The 23,303-nt window shown below is 33.5% G+C and carries 24 protein-coding genes; 21 read left to right on the top strand and 3 right to left on the bottom strand.

The window, feature by feature from the left end:
* The first annotated feature begins 2 nt into the window (after nt 1-2).
* The 11 genes from AB671_RS05610 (at nt 3) to AB671_RS05570 (ending at nt 11,760) form a co-directional block, all read left to right on the top strand.
* Nucleotides 3-1,073, top strand: coding sequence for a hypothetical protein (locus tag AB671_RS05610; protein ID WP_157444137.1), 1,071 nt, complete (start codon nt 3-5; stop codon nt 1,071-1,073).
* A 45-nt stretch (nt 1,074-1,118) separates the two neighbouring features.
* Nucleotides 1,119-1,877 (top strand): DUF2971 domain-containing protein, encoded by a 759-nt coding sequence (locus AB671_RS05605; protein WP_066674509.1) that lies wholly within the window; start codon nt 1,119-1,121, stop codon nt 1,875-1,877.
* A 391-nt stretch (nt 1,878-2,268) separates the two neighbouring features.
* Nucleotides 2,269-3,486 (top strand): MBL fold metallo-hydrolase, encoded by a 1,218-nt coding sequence (locus tag AB671_RS05600; protein ID WP_066674512.1) that lies wholly within the window; start codon nt 2,269-2,271, stop codon nt 3,484-3,486.
* The gene (locus tag AB671_RS05595; protein WP_066674515.1) at nt 3,483-4,772 is read left to right on the top strand and encodes a trypsin-like peptidase domain-containing protein; all 1,290 of its coding nucleotides are present in this window, start codon (nt 3,483-3,485) and stop codon (nt 4,770-4,772) included. Before AB671_RS05600 ends, AB671_RS05595 begins: the two co-directional genes overlap by 4 nt.
* A complete protein-coding gene (locus AB671_RS05590; RefSeq protein WP_066674518.1) occupies nt 4,759-5,310 on the top strand; it encodes an ABC-three component system middle component 1 in 552 nt (183 codons plus the stop codon). Before AB671_RS05595 ends, AB671_RS05590 begins: the two co-directional genes overlap by 14 nt.
* Complete coding sequence (locus AB671_RS05585; protein WP_066674529.1) at nt 5,297-8,452, top strand: AAA family ATPase; 3,156 nt, start codon at nt 5,297-5,299, stop codon at nt 8,450-8,452. Before AB671_RS05590 ends, AB671_RS05585 begins: the two co-directional genes overlap by 14 nt.
* Nucleotides 8,453-9,040: 588 nt before the next feature.
* A complete protein-coding gene (locus AB671_RS22735; RefSeq protein ID WP_228390874.1) occupies nt 9,041-9,256 on the top strand; it encodes a hypothetical protein in 216 nt (71 codons plus the stop codon).
* Nucleotides 9,253-9,552: a PD-(D/E)XK nuclease family protein gene (locus tag AB671_RS22730; protein WP_228390876.1), complete on the top strand. Its 300-nt coding sequence runs from the start codon at nt 9,253-9,255 to the stop codon at nt 9,550-9,552. Before AB671_RS22735 ends, AB671_RS22730 begins: the two co-directional genes overlap by 4 nt.
* Nucleotides 9,477-10,079, top strand: coding sequence for a hypothetical protein (locus AB671_RS22725; RefSeq protein WP_228390875.1), 603 nt, complete (start codon nt 9,477-9,479; stop codon nt 10,077-10,079). The genes AB671_RS22730 and AB671_RS22725 overlap by 76 nt, the downstream gene beginning before the upstream one ends.
* 698 nt (nt 10,080-10,777) lie before the next feature.
* A complete protein-coding gene (locus tag AB671_RS05575) occupies nt 10,778-11,026 on the top strand; it encodes a hypothetical protein (RefSeq protein WP_066674532.1) in 249 nt (82 codons plus the stop codon).
* Nucleotides 11,023-11,760: a hypothetical protein gene (locus tag AB671_RS05570; RefSeq protein WP_066674533.1), complete on the top strand. Its 738-nt coding sequence runs from the start codon at nt 11,023-11,025 to the stop codon at nt 11,758-11,760. The genes AB671_RS05575 and AB671_RS05570 overlap by 4 nt, the downstream gene beginning before the upstream one ends.
* A gap of 3 nt (nt 11,761-11,763) precedes the next feature.
* Here AB671_RS05570 and mobB read toward each other — a convergent pair whose 3' ends face one another.
* Complete coding sequence (gene mobB / locus AB671_RS05565; protein ID WP_066674535.1) at nt 11,764-13,053, bottom strand: conjugal transfer protein MobB; 1,290 nt, start codon at nt 13,051-13,053, stop codon at nt 11,764-11,766.
* A 6-nt stretch (nt 13,054-13,059) separates the two neighbouring features.
* Nucleotides 13,060-13,491 (bottom strand): conjugal transfer protein MobA, encoded by a 432-nt coding sequence (gene mobA, locus AB671_RS05560; RefSeq protein WP_066674537.1) that lies wholly within the window; start codon nt 13,489-13,491, stop codon nt 13,060-13,062.
* A 698-nt stretch (nt 13,492-14,189) separates the two neighbouring features.
* On the opposite strand from mobA, the gene AB671_RS05550 reads away from it, so the two are divergent.
* The 3 genes from AB671_RS05550 to AB671_RS05540 are packed head-to-tail and all read left to right on the top strand — an operon-like array spanning nt 14,190 to nt 16,029.
* Nucleotides 14,190-14,957 (top strand): ParA family protein, encoded by a 768-nt coding sequence (locus tag AB671_RS05550; protein WP_066674543.1) that lies wholly within the window; start codon nt 14,190-14,192, stop codon nt 14,955-14,957.
* A gap of 2 nt (nt 14,958-14,959) precedes the next feature.
* Nucleotides 14,960-15,397: a DUF3408 domain-containing protein gene (locus AB671_RS05545; RefSeq protein WP_066674545.1), complete on the top strand. Its 438-nt coding sequence runs from the start codon at nt 14,960-14,962 to the stop codon at nt 15,395-15,397.
* Between the two features lie 2 nt (nt 15,398-15,399).
* Nucleotides 15,400-16,029: a conjugal transfer protein TraD gene (locus tag AB671_RS05540; RefSeq protein WP_066674547.1), complete on the top strand. Its 630-nt coding sequence runs from the start codon at nt 15,400-15,402 to the stop codon at nt 16,027-16,029.
* Nucleotides 16,030-16,046: 17 nt separating this feature from the next.
* Here AB671_RS05540 and AB671_RS05535 read toward each other — a convergent pair whose 3' ends face one another.
* A complete protein-coding gene (locus AB671_RS05535) occupies nt 16,047-17,261 on the bottom strand; it encodes a Shedu immune nuclease family protein (protein ID WP_066674549.1) in 1,215 nt (404 codons plus the stop codon).
* Nucleotides 17,262-17,431: 170 nt separating this feature from the next.
* Here AB671_RS05535 and AB671_RS05530 point away from each other — a divergent pair, with 170 nt between their 5' ends.
* The 7 genes from AB671_RS05530 to AB671_RS05500 all read left to right on the top strand — a co-directional run.
* Nucleotides 17,432-17,737, top strand: a complete 306-nt coding sequence (locus AB671_RS05530) for a DUF4134 domain-containing protein (RefSeq protein ID WP_066674556.1) — start codon at nt 17,432-17,434, stop codon at nt 17,735-17,737.
* A gap of 10 nt (nt 17,738-17,747) precedes the next feature.
* Nucleotides 17,748-18,080 (top strand): DUF4133 domain-containing protein, encoded by a 333-nt coding sequence (locus AB671_RS05525; protein ID WP_066674559.1) that lies wholly within the window; start codon nt 17,748-17,750, stop codon nt 18,078-18,080.
* The gene (locus AB671_RS05520; protein WP_066674561.1) at nt 18,077-20,584 is read left to right on the top strand and encodes a TraG family conjugative transposon ATPase; all 2,508 of its coding nucleotides are present in this window, start codon (nt 18,077-18,079) and stop codon (nt 20,582-20,584) included. Before AB671_RS05525 ends, AB671_RS05520 begins: the two co-directional genes overlap by 4 nt.
* Before the next feature lie 35 nt (nt 20,585-20,619).
* A complete protein-coding gene (locus AB671_RS05515) occupies nt 20,620-21,237 on the top strand; it encodes a DUF4141 domain-containing protein (RefSeq protein ID WP_228390877.1) in 618 nt (205 codons plus the stop codon).
* A gap of 1 nt (nt 21,238) precedes the next feature.
* Nucleotides 21,239-22,231: a conjugative transposon protein TraJ gene (gene traJ / locus AB671_RS05510; protein ID WP_066674565.1), complete on the top strand. Its 993-nt coding sequence runs from the start codon at nt 21,239-21,241 to the stop codon at nt 22,229-22,231.
* Between the two features lie 13 nt (nt 22,232-22,244).
* On the top strand, nt 22,245-22,868 hold the full coding sequence (gene traK, locus AB671_RS05505) for a conjugative transposon protein TraK (protein ID WP_066674568.1): 624 nt from the start codon (nt 22,245-22,247) through the stop codon (nt 22,866-22,868).
* Nucleotides 22,869-22,956: 88 nt separating this feature from the next.
* The coding region (locus AB671_RS05500) for a transposase (protein ID WP_157444148.1) at nt 22,957-23,303 on the top strand (347 nt) is incomplete at its 3' end.

Raw genomic sequence — 23,303 nt, 5'->3', positions numbered from 1 at the left:
TAATGTCAGAAAAAGTTTCGTTTGAAGAAGCATTGCTTCTTTTTAATACAATATTTGATGAAGCGTATAGAGAATATAGTTCTATGGAGTTAAATGAATCAGAGATAAAAGAACTAGTATATAGCAGCAAAGTCTATTTGCATTCATTTTCTGAAAACAGAAAATGTTCTGTAAAATATTGTAGAAAAAAAGCAGTAAAATCACATTTATTTCAAGAATCAATTCTTAGAAAAAATTCACATAATGGACATTTTATTTATCCTGCATCCGATCTCGATAAGAAAAAAATAAAGATCAGTAAAATTGGAATAAATAAAGCCCTAACATTTCCTGGATTTTGTGAAACCCACGAGAATATGTTCGAATATGAAAAAAAAGAACAACTTGATTATGAACATGAGCTACGAACATTAATCTATAAAGCAATTTGTTATCATAATGTCTATTGGGAAATTGTATTAAAAAAAACAGAAAATTCTATCAATGAACTTATTAAGAAAAGGCATGAAAAATTCGAGAGATCCACAAATGGAAAATACCGAAGTTTATTTAAGGCTTTGAATATTGAATTAAAGGATCTTCATTTTACAGATCCTAGACATAACGATTTCGACCAATTTTTAAAGAAAAGGAAGAAGACAATTAAAGAAACTTTAATATTTAAAAGACTGGCCTGGAAGGACATTGAATTAAATAAGGATGAAAATTTAAGTTCTCACACCATTGAAATAGATAAAGTGATTCCTATTTTCTTTTGCTATCTGGGTAATCTGACAATTAAGAATGAGGATTTAGAATTTAATAACATGGCTTGCGTAATTATTCACCCATTTAAAGAAAGTACTAAGTTAATTTTTACGACAAAAAATGAAAATTTCGGCGTTCTTAAAAAACTACTGGATAGATTAGATATAGATTCGACATTAAACTTTATCTTATCATCTTTATTATATGTATCAGATAATTGGTTGATGAATGAAAACTTCTATAATAAATATATTCCTGTCAAGTTAAAAGCATTTTTAGAATCTGCACATACTTTACCTTTAAGTCCTAAAAATTCGAATTTGTAATTTGGAATTTCATTCTAATAAAACAATTAAACATCAATAAAAAAGATGAAAAGTGATATAAAAATGGGAAATTTTCCTCAATCAATTATTAGTAAAAATTACAATACGCCAATTTACAGATGCATTCATTTTGAAAGGCTTTTAGAAATGCTGTCACTGAAAAACATAGTCTTGGTAAGAACTAAAATGTGGGAAGATCCCTACGAGAATTTTTTATTCAAAACAAAGATAAGATTTGGCTCGCATTACACATCTTTGGGCTCATTTACGGATTCCCTCTATGGGCAATGTTGGACAATGAAAAAAGAAACAGACGCTATATGGCGAATCTATTCACCGACAAAACAGTCCGTCATTATTAAAACGAAAATTTCAAAACTTGCCAAAGCGGTATTTGATTCAGAAACACTATTGAAAGACCGATTTGATACTTGGCGTAAGGCCATTGCACCTGTGGCGTATTTTTCAAAAAATAAAATGCAAAATGTGATTCATCAGTATTCGTGTTTAGCCCTACCAGACGCAAAGATAGCTTTCGATTCATTATTTATCAAAAGAAATGAATTTAGCCATGAGCATGAGGTAAGGGTAATCATTCAAAAAAGAGGTCAAACAGAAGATGATTTCAATAAAGATGGTGAAAGGAAATTTGTTAAACTTCCAATAGATCCAAATGACTTTATTGAAGAAATTTTATTAGATCCCAGAATTAATGAAAATCAAAAAGATTTATATTCAAACATATTCAGATCTGCTGGTTATAATGGAAAAATAAATAAATCTACTTTATATGATACTTTTTGACAGACAGTTACGGGTATGCTAAAATTCTGGACAATCACACGGATGAGGAAATCCGAGAAATGTCAAGTAAAAAATAGTATAAATTTTGAAAATAATACTGAAAACTCATATTACGGGAATCCGTATTATGAGTTTTTATATATAGTTTACCTTTGATTATGTACTTGTATTAAGTATTGGTTGATCACATTTCATTGAAATATACTAATCAATTGTAAATTTACTGAAACAACTTTTAGATGAGATAAGTTTTAGTTTATTGGTCTCAAACTTAAACGAAGTGATGGTAATGTACTATAAATATCTTCTTGATTAAGAATAAAAATTACCCTTTAACGTATTTCAAAATGCAAAAATAATTATATATTTATGATCATCTAATAACCATTTAATGCTCACAGTACATTTATTACCTGTTCTCTATGGCGACACTATCCTTATCGATGCTTTTGATGAAGGAAAAAAAATTAATACTAATATATTGATTGACTGTGGATTTAATTTTGAGTCAGAAATTCTTCCTATACTAAATAAGTATCATAAGGCAGGAAAAAAGCTTCATCGTTTTATAATTACTCACTATGATGATGATCATATTAATAGTGCCGCAAAATTCATCAAAGAAAATGGATCAGCACAAAGACCTAAAATAATTGAGATAGATCAGGTATGGCTTAATGCATACAAACACCTGCAATTTGAAAAGAAGAAACTTCCAGTACCGGATGAGAATCAGCTAAACTTACTAAGGAATTTTATTGCTTCGCAAAAAGTTGACACTACCAAAAAGCAAACTGAAATTGGTGCAAAACAAGCTTCAAAATTAGGTAAGGAATTACTCTCACAAAATTACTCATGGAATGAGGACTTTAATGGCAACGCCGTTTGCATTGAACATGCCACAACAATCTTTGTAAACGATAACGTGTCGATTACTTTAGTTGGGCCTAATAAGCAGCAACTGGAATCCATTGATAACGAGTTTAAAAAAGCTCTAAAAGCACAAGGTATAAAAGTTGCAGATACGCATTTTGTTGATGATGCTTTTGAATTGTTTATAAAATCGCTTAGTGCTAAAGATATTGAGACTTATAGTGGCGTTATTAAAGGCTCAATTAGAAAGCCAATAACGTCAGAGGGCATTAAATTAATTAAATCAGAATATAAACCAGACAAACGGGTCGGAAATGGAAGCTCTATATCATTTATTTTAAATGCAGATGGAAAAAAAATACTAATGCTTGCTGATGCACATGCAGAACCTGTGATGGAACAACTAAAAAGTCTGTATCCTGATCAGCCTTGTCTTTTTTTTGATGCAATAAAAGTTAGCCACCATGGAAGCTTTGGAAACAATCCAAAAGAATTATATGAATTAATCGATAGTGCTAATTATCTTATTTCAACAAATGGAAGGCATCCTTCTCATATGCATCCTGACATTGAAACAATTGCATTTATTATTCACCGGCCTTTACGTGGAACTATTACTAACAGGAAATTAATTTTCAATTATTTCCCTAAACATCTTGCTCGGATCTTTGATGAAGACTTAATGAAGGAATTTAATTATACTGCTGAAGTTTCCAACGAATTAAAGTTGCCATGATAGATATTAAAAATTTACAGAATTGTACATGGAAAGTCTTGGATAATGAAGGATTTCCTGTAGGTACCGCTTTCTTCGCAGAGGAAAATATGTTGGTAACATCTCTACATGCTGTTGAGGACTTTATGGACAAAAAATTTCATGTAGAAAATCGTCAAAAGAATAAGATTGTAGTTTCTGTTAAAGACCATTGTAAAGAAAATGATCTTGCTATTTTGATTACAGACGAGTATATTTCAAAACATATTGTTATTTTATGTAGTGAGGAGCCCTTATTAAAGGCTGAATGGTCCGCATTTGGATTTCCGGCCACTAAGGAAGGGTTAGTAGTGGGTAGTAAATTGGAAGGAACCATTTTTGATATCATATCTGTAAAGCACACTCACGACCTCGTATTAGAAACCCCAGGAATCAAGTTGGGCAATGAATATAGCGGATTTTCAGGCTCAGGAGTAATAAATGCAAGGCAGGAAATAACATCAGTGTTACGATATAAAGATGTAAACAACTTATGCTCGGTAAGTATAAAAAAAGCAGAAAACTTTTTAAAGAAAAATGGTATATCAGTTATTGATGATCAATTAGATGATTTTTCAGTTTATATGCCCAAAGCATTTGATTACGCAGAAGAACCCTTAAAATCAATTGGGATAGCTTTTGCCAAACAAGTAGCTAAGAAGACTTCTCCTCAGGCAATAGCGAGTATTTTACATGGTAAATTAATGACTCCAGAACTGGATGGCTCATTGAATAAGATAATTCAATTTCTTAAAAATCAAGTTGACGTAAATAATGAGTTGTGGAAAGCGTGGTTAGAGTTTTTAAGTTACGTACAAATGCTGAAAGGAGAATATGGTGATATCAATGCTGTATATATTTCTCTCCCAAACACAGAGGTGTCAAAATTTATCGAGGGTGTCGAAACAAAAATAGTTCAAGATATTCAATTAACTCTGAAATTTTTCTTTACTGAAGAGGCTCAATATTTCTCTATAGCTAAACAGCATCTATTAGATAAATCTATTGCTGGGACTTTACAAAATAACCATTGTCATATTTTTCACTCACATAAAACGTTGTTTGGTTTACACCCTTTCACAAAGGAAGACAAAAAAAACATCGTTTTTGACATTTATAGCCAGTCAGACGCCGGTTTAAATATTGCTGGCAATATTGATTATGGAGTTTTAAGTTTTTCACAATTGGCGTTAGGTATCGCAGCTAGCACAACCATCGCAGAGGCGACCCAAAATCTTACTAAAATATTTAATGATGCAATTAGTTAAATCACAACAAATAATAGACGAATTAGCAAAATTTGATGATTACTTTAGTTCATCTGGTACGGATTGTTGGAAGACATTATCAGGAACTATACATCTATATGTATTTTCAACAATTTACGAAACTGTGAAGGATCTTGAAGAGAACTACAAGGAATTGCGTGATCATGTAGCCATAAGTTTCCAAAGTAGAACACTTCAAAATCCTGCTGAGCGTTGGAACCTTTATATTTTGTATTTAGTGAAAGAGTTCGTACCTCAAGAACTTAAACAGATAATTCTTCAAGACAAGTTTTCAGCCAGAAAAATGGTTTGTTCAACAGGAGACGATGAAATTACTGATGAATACGTTAATAGCATAATAAGTAAAACACTTATTGATATTGATATTCCTGAAAGACAGTTGTCGATTGATAGGCTTGAAGAATTAATGATTGCTAGCCATCCTGAAGTTGCAGCTGCTATTGAAAAGATAGATGCAATGAATACTAGAGAAAATTTAAAACAACTCATTAAATTTCTAAGCGATGAGCAAAATTAAAAATATTAAAATTAATGATTTTCGAATTTATAACGAAGAACAGGAGTTTAGCTTCGTTAATGATGAATCGATTTCAAATCTAATGGTAATTTATGCACCGAACGGCTTCGGCAAAACGTCGTTCTTTGATGCAGTTGAGTGGTGCTATGCTAGTAAACTCAGGCGCTTTGAATCGGATGTACTCGGTCAGGAAATTAATCGTAGAGACTATTCAAGTGGGGATAAAATCTTGCTTACAAATAGGCAAGGTTATAAAAATGGGAAAAGCGGTTCAGTGAAAATTCTAACTACAGACGACAAAGTAATTGAACGAACAGCCACCGAGCGAAAAGCTAAAAATTTTGAATACAAATATGATTACCGGACGGTCAGTAGCTTAAATTCTGATTATGCGCAAGATGTTCTCGATCGGTTGGTTAAAACTAATATTTTGACTCAGGATCAAATAGATGAATTTTTACGCCATACTAAACCTGATGAAAGATTTTTTCAATTGCAAAATTTTTGGCCAGAAGGTGAAAGTGCTCTTTCCATTCTCAAAAAGATAGACAGTTATCAGAACATGTTGACTATTGAAAAGAGTGAAATCATCTCAAATATAGATAATGCAAAGAAACAAATTAAGGATTTTTTAAATGCCGGAGATCAAATTGGACCAATTAATGCTGCAATTCAGGAACTAACTGAAAAAACTTCAACAGAGTTTAAAATGGAGGCTTTGGCATCTAATGTCAATAGAGAGACTTACCAAGTGATTTTAAGTACCACACAAACCTATATCGAAAGAGCGAAACTCATCGAACAACGAGCTTTTGCACAAATTTCTATGCTGGAAGCTCTCCAAAAGGCAATGCCAGAGTATCATATATGGCTAAAAAGCCATCCCATCTTAAATGAAGATTTCAATAAGCTTTCTGAGTTGGAGAAATTGTATACCGACCTTAATACTTACAATGCTTCAGGAAATTCTATGGAAGCAAATTTTTTAATTATTTCCAATTCTAGTCAAAAAATAACTCGTTTATTATCGCTGGTCAGCGAAGTTGATACTATTTATAAAAATATTACTCAGCAACAAAATGTCCTTCATGATTTCCGTCGGGATATCGATAAACACCTGTATCAATTACAAACTTCAAAATCATCAAATCTTGTTCTGCAATCAACTTTAGAAGAATGGGAGCAGCAACGTGATGCACTTGATCGTAAATTAAAAGAATGGGATACAGAGCTGGAAAACTACAGATTTTGGAATACAGATGCTGAAAAAAGGAGAGCTAAAATTAAAGAACTAAATGAGCAACTTTCAGAAAAAGAATCTGCTTTATCTTTAAAACTTTCTTCTCGTCAATTGCTACAATCAATTGCTGAAAGCAAAGGATTTGAATCATTGCCAGTTCAGGACAAAGAAAAACTTTCCTATGACTTTACAATAAGAAACGAGCTGGTTAAACATTTACTTGCCAACAAGATTAATATTGACAAGTTACAGAATGATCTTGATAATAGTGCGAATTTGGACGAAATTTTTGACAGAGTTATTGAATGGGGAGAGGATTACGTTAGGAAAACAGACATTAACCACTGTCCACTATGCGCAACAGATTTTAATGAAGTTTCTAATCTATTAGCAAAAATTGAGGAACAAAAGACTTCTAAAACAATAACTGTTACATTAAAGTCGCAACTAGATATAGCAAAGTCGGACGAAATATTGATCAAAGAAAAAATCGGTGCACTTGATCAGAAGTTTTTAACTTTTATCAATCAAGAAATTGAACTTTGCAACACGGAAATATCGAAATTGCAAATTGAGAGGGACAAAACTTCAAGTGAAATAACTAATGTACAAAGTGCTCTGCAGAATTCAACTCGATCTGTAAATCTAAGTTTATTACAACTTAGACCTGAAACTACTGTTGATGACTTAAATACCCCATTAGACTTTGAAACTATTAAATCAGAAATGAAGTCAAAACTATCTAAAATTAGACTAAGATTTTTAAGACTAGAAAATGTTGTAAAATATAGATCTCAAAAAATCTCTTCTATTGAAAATGATATTTCGATCTTAAAAAATAGGATTTCAACTGCTGAAAACAATATCGCAATTTCTCGTGCTGACCGACTTTTGGTTGAAGCTGAGCAATTAGTGAAAGAATTAAATTTACCGAGTGATAGTTTTCATCAAATAGAATTGCAGCGTAGGTTAGATGAGATTACACATCAGTTGACCAAGGCACAAAACGAAAAATTGGAAAATGAAGCGAAAATCGCAGAGATTCGACACAATATCAGTTCATTTTCCATTCAGTACAATGAGGCAGAAATTCCTGGCTTAAAAATAGTCAAGAACAACGAAATCAATGATATTCAGCAAAAGACTTCAACTTATATCAATCAGTTCAAACAGTTTTCACAAGACGGGGAGCCGTCAGAAGAATTTTTCCGTAATGAATTAGAGATACTTAAACTCTACCATCAAAATCTGATTATAGAAGTTAAAGATCTTGAGAATTTGGCAGTAAGCCTGAAGGTTATAGAAAAGAATGTTTTGAAAAATACACTGGAAAAAGATTTGGAGAAATGGGAATTGCAGATTAAACCATTAGACGATTCACTCGACAAAGTCATAGAGGCAAGAAAAACTTCTGAAACTTACATTAATGGGGAAATCAATAAATACTTTAATCAAGAGGTGATTAATCAGATATATTCTAGGATTGAGCCTCACCCAAATCTTAACCAAATAAAAATTAGTCCTAAAGTTACCGAAAAAGGACCTATTTTGAATATTAAAGCTATCAGTAATGACGAAGAATTAGATCCTTCTTTATATTTAAGCGCTGGTCAGCTAAACGTTTTATCTTTGAGTATATTTTTGGCCAAAGCATTTGAAACACGAAATGATGAGATAGATACCATTTTCATGGACGATCCGATTCAAAACCTAAGTGATATTAACATACTCTCCTTTATTGATCTTATTCGAACAATGATAACTAAGTATAACAGGCAAATTGTAATTTCTTCACATGACGAAAATTTCTACAAACTTATGCGAAATAAAATGCCGTCAGATGCTTTTAACGTTCGTTATTACGAAATTCAAAGTTTTGGTAAAGCGACTCATGTTAAATAATTAATAGGTGGTTTATAGAGAATATGAAAATTCTATTTGGAATGATACTTTATTATAATCAGAGAAGGTTATGTTGCGGTTTCACCGGTACTATTGCTAATTAAAATCTTTGAGGATCAGAGATCTATTTATAGACGTTAATTAGCAGTGTAATTTGTTTATTAAGGTTAACACTTTTAAGATGCAAACAAAGCGATATAAGAATGGCATAAAAGAAGGTTCACCTCCTAATTTGAGTAATTTCTCTAATAGCTATTATTCATAATCTTTCTTGCAAAGCGGAATATTATTTTAATGCCATTTCGGTAAGCTTAAAAGTTAATAATAATCAATTAAATCTCACAAGATGATAGGTCAATATATTGCTTGGAAAATCATCTTTGGATAAACATTCAATATCAAAAAAAATGACCAACTGATCAGAGTGATCTCACTTCTAGTTTTTGGCTGCAGAAAATAAAATTTAATCTCAAAAAACGATTGAATTTAGTCTTCCCAAATAATACTTAATGCCTTATTTCTGTAAGGAATATGTCACTATGAATCTGCACTTAATATCTTATGAGAATAATTAAAATAATAAAGTAAATGAAGCCAAATATTTTTGACATTGCAACAAAAGAACTAAATCAAGATGCTTTTATAACATGGCTTTTGCAATTTGCTGACGCACAATATCAATCAGCTGACCCAAAACTTAATGGTTGTGGAAAAGTATTTGCAAAACAGCTTATAAAAAAGCAATTAATTTCATTTGACGACCAAATTACTAAAGTAGAAGCGGAAGACAATGGGAAAACATAGATGTTTGGGCAGAAGTCAACGACAAGTATTTAATTATAATTGAAGACAAAACTTATTCATCACATCATTCAAACCAATTAGCTCGTTATAAAGAAAACGCTGAAAAATGGTGCGAAAACAACAACTATGAAAAGCCAATTTGCATTTATCTAAAGACAGGGAATGAAAGTCAAAGTGGCTTAGTTCATATCAAAAACAAGGCTTTGCAATTTTCAGTAGGTTGGATTTCATCAATTTATTTGATGAATTTAAAGATATTGACAACGATGTTTTTACAGACTTTTACGAAAGATTGAAAAGAATTGAAAAATCAAACAATGAATTTGAAAACAAATTCATTAAAGAATGGAACGGTGATGATTGGCAAGGATTTTTTCAGTTCCTCGAAAAAGAAATTGAAATCGTAAGTTGGAATTACGTAAATAATCCAAGCGGTGGTTTTTGGAACGCTGTTTTAAATTGGGATTGTTGGAACATTTATCCCGCTTATATACAACTTGAAGAGGGGAAATTATGTTTCAAAATTTCAACTGACCCAGATGAACTTGAAATGCCTGAAGATATTAAACGTGGCGAAATCCGAAATCAATTACATAACTGGATACTAAACCAAGCTGAAAAATTCGGCTTTGAACATATTAGACGACCAAACAGATTTGGAAACGGAAATTATATGACAGTTGCTATTGTTGACAGGCAAAATTGGTTAGGTGCAGACAACCAAACAATAGATAAAGAGACCATCATAAAAACATTGACGGATTATGTAAGTTTCTTAAGAAAAATAATTGAAGAACCGAATAAAACGGCATATTATAACTAAGCTTTCGTTCTTTCAATGAATGCCCGTTGAACGTAACCTTGCTAGCTTTTCAGCGGTATGTTTGTTTCCGTGATACCATCGTGAAGAAAAAAGAAGAACTAATATTTAGTGTTCACAAAAACTATAATTTAGCTAAATAATGTATAAAGGAAAAAAATAGGATACAGTACCCCATTAAGATTTTATTGAGATTGCCTTAATTTTAATCGTTAGTTTTGTTTTCTCTAAATATATGTTTTTTAACGAGCTAAATACAAAATAAATACTGACCGGTGATAAAAATTAATTTCATAATTATTTTTTAGAGAAAAACGCTGTAAGAAAGTTAGATTAAATAGCTTAATTTATTATATTCTTATATGTGAAAGAATGTATCCTTAACGTGATATATTTTCCTTTTCGTCGACTTGACTTATGTTCATACAATGAGAATGTGGGACAGCTGGCAACTGACGATAACATGGGACAGTGAAGTTTTTGAGGATGAGAAGACCGGCGAAAAGTCGTACTTCACCTACCTTTTATGTGATAAGGCCGTAGAGATTAATTCTCCGTATGGAAAGAAGCATTGAAGAACACATATCTGTTCTAAAAAAATGAATTATTTAAAAAATTTCATTACATCAAAACCTTTGTAAATCATCAAAATTATCTCTTAAAGAATATTTCGTATATTCGTAAGTACAATTTATTCAATAATGTCAGACAGAAGAAAACAAAGAACGAAACGAATATTGCAAAGTACTACCAGAAGTCTTTTACGATCTGCAAGAAGAGCTTCGGAAAATTCTCAGAGAATTTCAAGAGCTTTAGGTATTTCGTATGAGGTAATCAGAGATGGTAAAATCTACCGTATCGAAGGTGATAAAACCAAGGAGGTAGGGATAATTTCTAAAGTGGTTTCAGAAAAAACAGGTCTAAAGAAAGGAAGTAAAATACATTTATGACCAAAAGACTTCGCATATTCTGTGGTCCTAATGGCTCTGGAAAATCTACTTTATTTTCAGAATTCATTAAGAATAAATTCAATCCAGGATTATTTGTCAATTCAGATAATATTGAATCAGAAATTTCAGAAAAAAAATTTTTAGATCTATCTTCTTTTAACCTCGATCTCACACAAACTGATTTAGATAGTTTTCTTACAGAACCTAATTCAATAACCTTAATTGAAAAAGCAAAAACTAAAGGATTTTCTCTTGAAATCAAAATTTCAGAAAATGTAATTTTAGATATTTCAAAAAACAAAAACAGTTATTCTGCTGGACTTATATCCTCTTTTATAAGAAAGCATCTAATGTTAGACAATAGATCATTTTCTTTCGAATCTGTCATGAGTCATCCTTCTAAACTCTATGAATTAAAATTAGCAAAGGAGCTGAATTACAAAACTTATCTTTATTTTGTGTGCATTGACGATCCTGATGTAAATGTTTCGAGAGTAAATAACCGGGTAGTAAAAGGAGGACATGCGGTACCCGATTTAAGCATTAAAGAAAGATATATTAAAACTCTTGAAAATCTTTATCCTGCCATGCAATTGGTTGATAAAGCCTATTTGTTTGACAATTCTGACCAAATGAATATGATTGCTGAAATGGAAAATCAAATCATTACTTTACATGTTGATGAAGATCATATTCCCAATTGGTTCTTAAAATATCTTATTAACAGAGAATAAAACTTATCCTCTAAATCTCCTGTTATTTTTCTTACTTTTCCTTTTCATTCGATTCTCAAAATCCAATTCTTCATAGTCTTCACCCAAAATTTCAGGTATGATACTACCAAATCCCTCTATTAGAGAATTCGAATCTTGATGTAAAAAATTAAATAATTCGTGAGGTTTTTCAGATTGTAAAATTTCAGAATTGCCATTATTTATATTATATTTTTCATGTTTACTGTTCACTTCTTCTTTCGATTCAACTCCCCTATTCCAATATTGATGAAAAGTATTGGCGGAAAACTCCTTCCCCAGCCTAGAACCATTACAAACTGACTTAGACTGATGATCGATAAAAGTGATTCCGTAGATTCTTCCGGATGCATTACGTCGGACTACGGTACTGATTCCCATATCCTGCAGTTTACTTTTAAATTCAGATTCATTTGGTTGTGTATCCATTACCAATTTTAAAGCGGCTTTTAAAGTCTCATGAACAGAGCTTAATTTAAGTTTGTTCTTCGAATTCAAAAAATGACTATCCAAAGCCCTTAATCCGGCATCCTTACCAAATAAAGAAGCCTTAAAAGGTTGACTTACTTTCTCGCCCTTATCATTTAAAGCAAAATATAAGAGTCCATTCTTCAAAATTCCATTCTCTATTTTATTCACTTTCTCGGAGCTAATGTTATACAATGAAAGTAAAGCATTATACTCTCCCATCGTCTGGAATTGATAATGATTCGAAATATTCCGAATTACAGAAGCCATTTGACTTTTAATATTTCCTTCCTGATAATCTACGGGACTGAAAATCTGTTCTTTTTGAGTAAGCTTTTTATCTGCAACGTTGGAAAGACGATATTTTCTTTCAATTTCACGGCAAATTTTCATGGATTTTTTTTTTTCAAACTTGTCCGATATTTTCTTCCCCATTTCATCAACCCCAATACTTACAATGTGAATATGGGTACGGCTGATATCTGTATGCTTAAACACCACGAACGGCTGTTCACCAAAACCCATTGCGTTCATATATTCCTGAGCAATTTGCACAAAATCTTCATCTGAAACTTTGTCTTTAGGATCTGGGTTAAGAGAAATATGCAATGTTGTTTTCTCTGTATTCTTATTGGCAATTAAATAGGGTTCAAAGGATTTTACTAATTGGGCAACGGTATAATTTCCATCTTTCGTTTCAATCATTTTGTTCATCAATAATATTTCCCCATTTTCATTGTCAACTTTCAGCTGATTGTATGCTAAAGCTCCAAACAAATTACTTCCTCTTCCAATTTTAGCAATCATACTAATTCATTTTTGAAGATGATTTTGATTAAATTCTTCAGTTAAATCGATAATTTTCTTGCAAAGATTAGCTACTTCAACAGTTTGTTTTTCTAATTTGTATAGAAATGCGGCTGCTTTTTTCTCAGTAAAACGGCTGTATAACAGTTTAACAACCTGATTATAATTTACACCAACGGCACGAAACTGCCCAAAAAGAGAGGTCAGCCTCATGTAAAAATCAGATGTTCCTTTATCAATATTCACTGTCTTAATTTCCTTATTGAACAATAATGAAATAATAAATTTGGCTTTATTGCTCATTCCGGAAGCTTCAAAAAGACTTAATAATTGAGCATTTTCATCATCAGTCAACCGAAAAACATGACGGTGGATACTCGGATTAATCTTAGGATTTCTCCCACCCTTATTTTGTTTTACATTTTTTTTCTGTTCCATTCCATTTTAAGTTTAATTCATAAAAAAACTGACTTCGGAAGTTTTTTCCAGCCCTCTGCAAGAGCAAGTTGTTTTGAGGCACAAAAAACAGTTATGAGGCACTCAAAACACAACTTGCTGTGTTCTTTCGAACACCAAAATCTATCATCAGGACAGACCATTATAACCATCTTAGAAAGCTTTATGCTTTTATCACTTATCTCAAAAATTTCATTTGAAGGACTCATGTTATATTTTATATGTTATTGCTTTACAAAGTAAAACATAGTGAACAGCAAACAATCTACTGGAAGATTACGCAAATCCAACCTTTCACAGTCAAACACAACCACTTTAATGAAAGTGAAAGAAAATGATGAGTTCTTTGCTAAAGAATGCAATAAAGCAGTCCAGCAATCATGACAGTTGAATAGAAAGAATTCCGGATTGCAAACATTCTGGTAATCAACAAAGCAGGAATCCTGAAATTATAGAAAGACAGCCGGAATTCAATCACGCCGTCCAGAATACTAGCAGATTAAGAAACCAGCAATCCTGCAATCAAGAAATATTGATTCTCAGATTAACTGAAGCTCAGAAATCATGATCGCTTTCATAACTGACTGACAGTTAAAGTGAGTATAAGACTGAATGCATGAAAGCTGGAAATCAAGCTTAAAAAATGAAATTAATAATTTTTAAATCTTAATTTTTAAAATATGGACACCAAAAAACAACCTTTATTTATTGCTTTTTCATCACAAAAAGGAGGTGTAGGAAAAAGTACCTTTACGACTCTTTTAGCGAGCATCTTACATTATCGACTGGGTTATACTATTGCTGTATTCGATGCAGACTTTCCACAACACAGTTTAATGAAAATGAAAACCCGTGATCTCGCTATGGTTATGGAAAATCTGCACTTAAAAAAACTGGCTTACAAGCAATTTACAACCATCAACAAAAAAGCTTATCCCATTCTGCAATATAAGGCAGATCATATTTTAGAAGCTGCACACGAATTTTCAGAAACATCACCTATTCCTATTGATATCATCTTTTTTGATCTTCCGGGAACCGTTAATACTCCGGGAATCCTAAAAGCTTTGGCAGGAATGCATCATATTTTTACACCCATCACAGCAGACCGGTTGGTTATGGAAAGCACACTAGTCTTTAGCCAACTTTTACAGGATGTTATTATGAAAAAAGGAGAAACATCCCTTAAAAGTATCCATTTATTCTGGAATCAGGTCGATGGCAGAGAGAGTACGCCTTTGTATAACATTTACAATGACTTGATCCACCAACTGGGTTTAAATTTAATGGATAGTCATATTAAAAATTCTACCCGTTTCAGGAAAGAAAGTGAAGAAAATTCAAAAACAGTTTTCCGGTCCACTTTGCTACCTGCGGATGAAAATTTACTGAAAGCCTGCAGGTTTGACCTTTTCCTCATTGAGTTTTTAAAAATCATTCAAATCTAGTTATGGAAAAAAAAATCAAGAAAAACATTACTCCAGATATTAACGAAGAACTGATGATGAACATGATGGTCGATGGTGTAAAAAAAGAAGGTTTGGAGATTCTTGAAACTGATAAGTCAGGGATTCAAAACTCAGAAATTAATGAAAAGATTGTTCTTGAAAAAAAAGCTGTCCAAAATCAAAAAAAGAGTTCAAAGCTGAAAAATATGGAGAGCTATGGTCAACAATTTCTTGTCAGCCATTCGATGAAAAAACGAGGAGACAAAACCATTTACATCCGCAAAGAATTTCATGAAAGATTATCCCGAATCATTCAGGTTATAGGAAAGGATGAAATTCCTCTTTATGCTTATCTGGATAATATTCTTGAACATCATTTTGAACTATTTGAGGAAGCTATTACTTCGGACTTCAATGAACATTTTAAACCCCTTTTTTAATTATGGAAATTTTAATATTAGTCTGCCTTCTGATTATCATTGTATTGATGATGAAAGAAAAAATGGTCTTTCAAAAAAGATCAGAAAAAGAATTGACGTCTGAAAATACCAAACCACCTTCAAGTATTATGGGACTGTCTCAATCTGCAAAAAGCCAGACGTTGCCAAACAACGACGTAGAGTCCCGTATTGAAAAACAAAAGTATAGAACTTCTAATTTTGAAGAAGAAATCAACGATAAAACAGTTGATATTCAAATTCCGCAGGAAGAATTAGATGATGTTTTCAGAAGTACTCCAGATTTTGAGGAAATGGAAGAAGAATGGAGTCAATATCAAATTTTCGATAATGATAACGGTTTAGCCACAGGGGTAACCTTCGAAGAATTAAATACCGTGGAGGCATTTCTGAAAGATCAAAATTCAGAATTATCTCAAAAGGAAACAGCGGCAAATATTATTCAAAAAATACAGGGAACCGAATTATTCAATTTATTAGAAAATTCTATTGAAGGGGCTTCCATCAAAATTGCTGAGCTATTAGACAGAAGCCTTTCTTCAGAAAACAATTCTGATTCTTCTTTTTTTCTGGAGAGCGATTATAAAGATTTTGATATTGAAAGATTTATCTGAACATGCCGAACAACATTTTAGAGTTTTTTAATCTGAGTAATTGTAAATTTTAGGCGTTGTAATAAATCGTCATAAGTAATAATGTCAATAACATTCTTGTACTGTCTTTTCACAATTTCGAAATCAGCAAGTTGCCCATTCTTTAAATTTTTAGATCTACCCATAATGATAAATCCTTTTGGATTGGTAATCTTAATGCTTAAATTTTCAGGAAGCTCACTGCTATATTTTTGTGTTAGAGTTCTTTCTCCTCTAGCTCCATATCTGCTAAGATGGTAAAGATATTTTTCAACTTGCATAACGGTTCCTATTAAGTCTCTGTGTGGTGTATGATTATTTCTATACAGATTTTCCGTCATAATTACCTTAGAAAAAGGTTTTTTTATTTCAATAACATCTACATTCCCATTACTATCAATTAAAATAAAATCTAAAAACTTTTTTTTATTCCCGTCAATAGGTACATAAACTGTTTTAGTTGCAAAAATGTATTTAGGGTATAGTAGTAAAATTATTTGTAGAATTTCATTTTGCCATTGATCTTCACTGTATCCTACTTCATTGTTTAACATTGAAGTCAATTTATCATATATTGTTTCGTACTTAACTAATTCATACTTTTTAAAAACTTTTGTAAGATTTGTTCCTGTTATAGTACTTTTATTGTTTAGATATTTTTCAAATTTATGTTCTGCATCCGTGGTAGAATTGAAATAGTTTTTTATAATAGAAGCTACTCTAGCTTGCGAGTATAAATATTTCTCGTGAGTTGTGGGGAAATTTTTTATCATGTCTTCATACATTTCAAAAGGCATGAATATTTCTTGACTTTCCTGACTTCCGCCAATTCTAATATTTTCTGTAACTAAAGAATCAATAGATTTGAGTATTGATATTTTTGTTTCTGCTATAAAGTGCTTTCTTGTAAGCTTTAACGAACTATGAAAATAAAAGTGATTATTTAGTGAAAAAACTTTTTTCTTAATTCTGTAATAATCTCCGTCTCGTTCTGCTAATATAAATTCTACAGGAAGAACTTCGGCATCTTCATCATTATTTTTATCATCAAAATCATGTTCATATAATAAATCACAAACTTCAAAATAAAATCTTTTAATTGTAACCTCACCTTCTTCTTTAAGAGCATTACGTACCCAATCATCATTGATCTGCTCACCTTCATACTTTAAAACTAAATATTTTTCAGTTTTTATAATTTTTATTGTTTCCATGGTATAATACTTCAGGACGAATTTAGGTAATTTAAAGATTCAAAATACGCAAGTAAAGCCAAATCATTCCTCGTACTGCAATATTCATAAAAATAATCCCCCTTCCCTACACCTTTGTCTCCAAAGCCCACATACTGTGGGTTATGCTAACAATTTAATCTGTTTACATTATGGAAAAACAAAGAAAAAAGCTTCTGACTTCAACAGTCGCTTTACTCCTGAGCATCAATCTATCCGCTCAGGGAAACGGCACTGCCGGAATCAACGAAGCCACTCAAATGGTCACCTCCTATTTTGAGCCTGCAACCCAGCTTATCTATGCTATCGGAGCCGTCGTCGGACTCATTGGAGGAGTAAAAGTGTACAACAAATTCAGCAGTGGCGACCCTGACACCAGCAAAACCGCTGCAAGCTGGTTCGGAGCCTGTATCTTCCTAATTGTTGCAGCCACTATTCTCCGTTCATTCTTCCTTTAAAATCAAAGTTATGAATACCTATAACATCAATAAAGGAATCGGAAGAACCGTAGAGTTCAAAGGATTAAAAGCGCAGTACCTCTTCATTTTCGCTGGCGGTCTGCTAAGTCTTTTGATTGTGGTGATGATTATGTACATGGCAGGAGTCAGTACCTATTTCTGTTTGGGATCAGGAGGTATAAGTGCCAGCTTACTGATCTGGCAGACTTTCTCCCTCAACAGAAAATATGGAGAACACGGATTGATGAAACTGGGTGCAAACAAAAAGCATCCTCAATACATCATCAGCCGAAAGTCCATCTTCAGATATCTAAAATCCAACTCCAAAAAAGCTGCAGCATGAGAAATCAATCGAAAGCCGCTACTTTGGAAAGTAAGTTTCCCCTGCTGGCAGTAGAAGAAAGCTGTATTATATCAAAAGATGCTGATGTTACGGTTTGTTTTAAAGTAAGCCTTCCGGAATTGTTTACCGTTGCTTCCTCTGAATATGAAGCCATTCATTCCGCTTGGTTTAAAGCCATTAAAACCTTGCCTGACTTCACGATTGTTCATAAGCAGGATTGGTTCATCAAAGAAAATTATCATCCTGACCTATCGAAAGACGATCAAAGCTTTTTATCCAAATCGTTTGAAAGGCATTTTAATGAGCGTCCATTTTTGAATCATTATTGCTACCTCTTTCTTACCAAAACAAGCAAAGAAAGAATGAGAATGCAGAGTAATTTCTCATCGCTCTGCAAAGGAAAGCTTATTCCAAAGGAAATCAGGGATAAGGAGCTGATGGGCAGATTTATGGAAACCGTCGATCAGTTTGAAAGAATCATGAATGACAGTGGTTATGTTCATTTGGAACGGATGACGGAGAATGAGATTACCGGAACAGAAAAACAATCGGGATTACTTGAACAATACCTTACTTTATCCCGAGACGTTAACCCTTCCCTTCAGGATTTACATTTAGGAGCAGAAGAAATGAGAGTCGGCAATAATCGTATCAGTCTGCATACGCTTTCTGATACGGACGATTTACCGGGAACCGTCTCTTCTCACAGCCGTTATGAAAAACTAAGCACAGACAGAAGCGACTGTTTATTGTCATTTGCATCTCCGGTGGGACTGCTCCTCAATTGCAATCACATTTATAATCAGTATCTGTTTATCGACAACAGCGCAGAAAACCTGGCAAAATTTGAGAAGTCTGCAAGGAATATGCACTCGCTGGCACGATACAGCAGAGCCAATCAGATCAATAAAGAATGGATTACAAAATACCTGAATGAAGCTCATTCGTATGGACTGCAATCCATCCGTGCTCATTTCAATGTGATGTCTTGGTCTGATAATCCCGTGGAATTAAAGGAATTGAAAAATGATACAGGAAGTGCGTTGTCCCTTATGGAATGTAAGCCCCGCCATAACACAACAGATACAGCGACTTTATATTGGTCTGGTATTCCTGGCAATGCAGCAGATTTTCCTGCAGAAGAAAGTTTCTATACGTTCATAGAACCCGCATTATGCTTTTTCACGCAAGAAACCAATTACCAGAATTCACCTTCTCCATTTGGAATCAAGATGGCAGATAGATTGACAGGAAAACCTATTCATTTGGATATCTCCGATCTTCCAATGAAACAGGGAATTATTACGAATCGGAACAAGTTTATTCTCGGACCTTCCGGAAGCGGAAAATCATTCTTTACCAACCATATGGTCAGGCAGTATTATGAACAGGGAGCTCATGTCTTATTGGTTGATACCGGAAATTCATATCAAGGGCTCTGCGAATTAATTAAAGGTAAAACCAAAGGCGAAGACGGCGTTTACTTTACTTATACGGAAAACAATCCGATTGCCTTTAATCCCTTTTACACCGATGATGGCATCTTCGATATTGAAAAAAGAGAAAGTATTAAAACCTTAATCCTAACTCTATGGAAAAGAGATGACGAACCGCCCACAAGATCAGAGGAAGTTGCGTTGTCCAACGCAGTGAGCGGATATATCGAAAAGATTAAAAATAACAATGACTATCCTTCATTTAACGGTTTTTACGAATTTGTAAAAGAAGATTATCGATCTGTCCTTGAAAAAAAGAAAGTCAGAGAAAAGGATTTTGACATTGCGAACTTTCTTAATGTTTTAGAGCCTTATTACAAAGGAGGCGAATATGATTATCTGCTCAATTCAGACAAGCAGCTTGATCTTTTATCCAAAAGGTTTATTGTATTTGAGATCGATGCAATCAAAGACCACAAAATCCTATTTCCTATTGTGACCATCATTATCATGGAGGTCTTTATCAACAAAATGCGAAGACTCAAAGGAATCAGAAAACTGATTCTCATCGAAGAAGCCTGGAAAGCTATTGCCAAAGAAGGCATGGCGGAATACATCAAATATCTGTTCAAGACCGTCAGAAAATTCTTCGGCGAAGCCATCGTAGTTACCCAGGAAGTAGATGATATTATCCAGTCTCCGATTGTCAAAGAAAGTATCATCAACAATTCCGACTGTAAGATTTTACTGGATCAGCGAAAGTACATGAACAAATTTGATGATATCCAGGCGATGCTGGGCTTAACGGATAAAGAAAAAGCTCAGGTACTTTCCATCAATATGAACAATGATCCGAGAAGGCTCTACAAAGAAGTCTGGATTGGATTGGGAGGAACGCATTCAGCGGTTTACGCTACCGAAGTTTCCACTGAAGAATACTTAGCATACACGACCGAAGAAACCGAAAAAATGGAAGTCATGAATCTGGCTTCCGAACTGGATGGCAATGTCGAGCATGCGATCAAGAGGATTTCGCTAAAGCGAATCAAATCGACAAAAGAAAATTAATCATTTAAAATTTTATAACAATGAAAAATTTAATCATGACCACGATGATGGTTACGGCGGTGGCGTCGACCTCCACAGCAAAAGCACAGTTTGTAGTGACAGACCCAGCCAATCTGGCTTCAGGAATTTTGAATTCAGCCAATGAAATTGTTCAAACATCCAATACAGTTTCCAATGTGGTCAAAAACTTCAATGAAGTCAAGAAAGTCTACGAACAAGGTAAGGAATATTATGATAAACTTAAAGCTGTGAACAATCTCGTCAAGGATGCAAGAAAAGTTCAGCAGACTGTATTACTGGTTGGCGATGTTTCCGAAATGTATGTGAACAATTTCGGGAAAATGTTGAATGATCCCAACTTTAATGCTCAGGAACTGACTGCTATTGCGAACGGCTATTCAACATTACTGAATGAAAGTACAGAACTTTTAAAAGAGCTTAAACAGATTGTCAATACCAGCAGTCTTTCATTAAATGATAAAGAAAGAATGGATATCATTGATAAAGTATACAAGGCTGTTAAAGATTATCACAATCTGGTTCGCTACTACACGAACAAGAATATTTCTGTCAGTTACCTGAGAGCCAAGAAGCAGAACAACACCCAACGGGTGCTTAATCTTTACGGAACGTCGAATCAAAAATACTGGTAAGATGGAGCCTACAAACTTACACGAAGTTTTAAGAACCGTCTATGATGAGATGATGCCGATGTGTGCAGATATGGCAGCAGTCGCAAAGGGCGTTGCGGGATTGGGAGCACTTTTTTATGTAGCCATTAAAGTTTGGCAGGCACTAAGCCGTGCTGAACCCATTGATCTGTTTCCTATGTTGAGACCATTTGCCATCGGAATTTGTATTATGTTTTTTTCAACATTGGTTTTAGGAAGTATCAACGGGGTTTTAAGCCCCGTTGTTCAAGGCAGTCATTCCATGTTGGAGGATCAGGTTTTAGATATGAATGAACTTCAGCAGAAAAAGGATTTATTGGAAAGAGAAGCCATGCTCAGAAATCCTGAAATGGCCTATCTGATATCAGATGATGAGTTTGATAAAAAACTGGAAGAACTGGGATGGTCTCCATCAGATCTGGTGACGATGTCAGGAATGTATATGGAAAGGCAGATGTTTGAAGTTAAAAAACAAATCAGAGACGGCTTTAGAGAATTTCTGGAAATTCTCTTTCAGGCAGCAGCACTGGTTATTGATACCATCAGAACCTTTTTCTTAATTGTTCTGTCCATACTCGGCCCAATTGCCTTTGCCATATCAGTTTGGGATGGATTTCAATCAACACTCACGCAATGGTTGACCAGATACATCAGTGTGTATTTATGGTTACCTGTTGCTGATATTTTCAGCGCTATCCTTGCAAAAATACAGACGTTGATTTTGGAACGGGACATAGAGATGCTCGCTGATCCTAATTTTATTCCGGATACGTCCAACACCGTCTACATCATCTACATGATTATCGGAATCATAGGTTACTTCACCGTTCCAACCGTAACAGGCTGGGTTATTCAGGCGGGAGGTGCAGGAAACTTTATGCGGAATGTCAATCAGACCGCATCAAAGTCCGGAAACATTGCAGGAGCTGCTGCCGGTTCAGCAACAGGAAATATTTCAGGAAGGTTATTAAAATAATTAAAACAAAAAAATGGAATTTAAAATCTTAAAAAATATCGAAACCAGTTTCAGGCAAATCAGATTATTCACTTTTATTTTTGCCCTGTTATGTTTCGGAGTTGTAGGGGTTGTTGTATACAAATCTTACGAGTTTGCTGAAGAACAGCGTCAGAAAATTTATGTTTTAGATAACGGCAAATCATTGATGGTTGCCTTATCTCAGGACATGTCTCTTAACAGACCTGTCGAAGCAAGAGAGCATGTCAGACGTTTTCATGAACTTTTCTTCACGATTGCACCGGATAAAAATGCGATTGAAAGCAATGTAAAAAGAGCATTCAATTTAGCTGACCAGTCTGCTTTTAATTATTACAAAGACCTTTCAGAAAAAGGATATTACAACAGAATTATTTCAGGGAATATCCAACAGAGAATTGAGATAGACAGTGTTTCTGCCAACTTTGACAGCTATCCGTATCAGGTCCAGACATTCGCAAAGCAGTTTATCTACAGATCCAGCAATCTGACCAAGAGAAGTTTAATTACCAGCTGTATGCTTGTCAACTCTGTAAGGTCTGACAATAATCCGCAAGGATTTACGATGGAAAAATTCAATGTTATTGAAAATAAAGATATCGAAACTGTTAACCGCTAAAATTTACATTGAACTTGTCTAAACTTATTTAGAAAAAGAGTTTCCAGAAAATTAGCAATTTAGAGTTGCAAAAAAAAAGAACTAAAATCTGGAACTCATAAGCAAAGATAAACTGGAAAAATGGATTTTACCTCATTTAAGCAAAGGCAAACGAGGGTTTTCCACGAGATTTGATTTAGGAAAAATCTTTAAACTCATTATAAAACGATTGAAAACAGGCTGCCAATGGCGGGAATTAAGCCTCAAAGAATATTTTTCAAAAGAAACAATAAGCTGGCAATTAGTCTATTATTATTTCAATAAATGGTGTAAGGACGGTTCTTTCAAAAGAATTTGGATTTCTCTTCTTCAAAATAATAAAAGGAAATTAGATCTTTCCAGTGTCCAATTGGATGGAAGCCATACCCGAAGTAAAACAGGAGGAGAATCGGTAGG

Source organism: Chryseobacterium sp. BGARF1, from assembly GCF_001677955.1.
In the GTDB taxonomy this organism is placed as follows: domain Bacteria; phylum Bacteroidota; class Bacteroidia; order Flavobacteriales; family Weeksellaceae; genus Chryseobacterium.
The sequence above is the reverse complement of the archived record's forward strand: the minus strand, read 5'-3'. Positions and strand labels throughout refer to the sequence as shown.